This is a genomic window from Mycolicibacterium xanthum, assembly GCF_019710635.1.
GTDB classification, from domain to species: Bacteria; Actinomycetota; Actinomycetes; order Mycobacteriales; family Mycobacteriaceae; genus Mycobacterium; species Mycobacterium xanthum.
Genome location: NZ_JAIFZS010000149.1, coordinates 1 through 753, shown reverse-complemented (window position 1 = coordinate 753; position 753 = coordinate 1). Strand labels below are relative to the sequence as shown.

At 67.2% G+C, this 753-nt stretch carries 1 protein-coding gene; it reads right to left on the bottom strand.

Annotated features, from left to right (window positions below; translation table 11 throughout):
* Positions 1 to 753 (bottom strand): IS3 family transposase (locus JDV09_RS26470; protein WP_221372096.1); only part of this gene is annotated, 753 nt, incomplete at both ends.

The following is a 753-nucleotide window of genomic DNA, read 5'->3' as shown; positions in this document are numbered from 1 at the left end:
GGGTTGGTCGCTCCGTTGAGCATCGTAGAACGCGGCCTCGAACTCGGTGGGGGGAACGTCCTTGAGGTAGCTGTGCAGCCGGGCGGTGTTGTGCCAGTACACCCAGCTCAGGGTGGCCAGTTCGACGTCCTCCACGGTTCTCCACGGCCCGGTGCGGGCGGGCCCGTAGATCAGTTCGGCTTTGTAGTAGCCGTTGACCGTCTCGGCCAGCGCGTTGTCGAAGCTGTCGCCGACGGATCCGATCGAGGGCTGTGCGCCGATCTCGGCGAGGCGTTCGCCGTAGCGGATGGAGGTGAACTGGGAGCCGGCATCGGAGTGACATCGCAACCCCGGCAACGTGTTTCCGCGTGACCAGCGGGCCATCTCCAGCGCGTCGAGCACCATGGTGGTGCGCATGTTCGATGCGACCCGCCACCCGACGATCATCCGGGAGAACGCATCGACGATGAAACAGACGTAGGCCACCCCGGCCCAGGTCGGCACATAGGTCAGGTCCGTCACCCACAGCTCGTTGGGCCTGGTGGCGCTGAACTTGCGGTTGACCAGGTCGGGGTGGCGTGCCGCGGCCGGATCCGCCTTGGTGGTCTTGACGCCCTTACCGCGCCGGACACCCGCGATCCCGAGGCTGCGCATCAATCGGGCGACCTGGTCACGGCCGACATCGTGGCCGGCCCGACGTGCGGCTTTCCACAGCTTGGCCGCCCCGTAGACGCGGTAGTTGTCCTCCCAGATCGTGCGCAGCGCCGGCCCCAG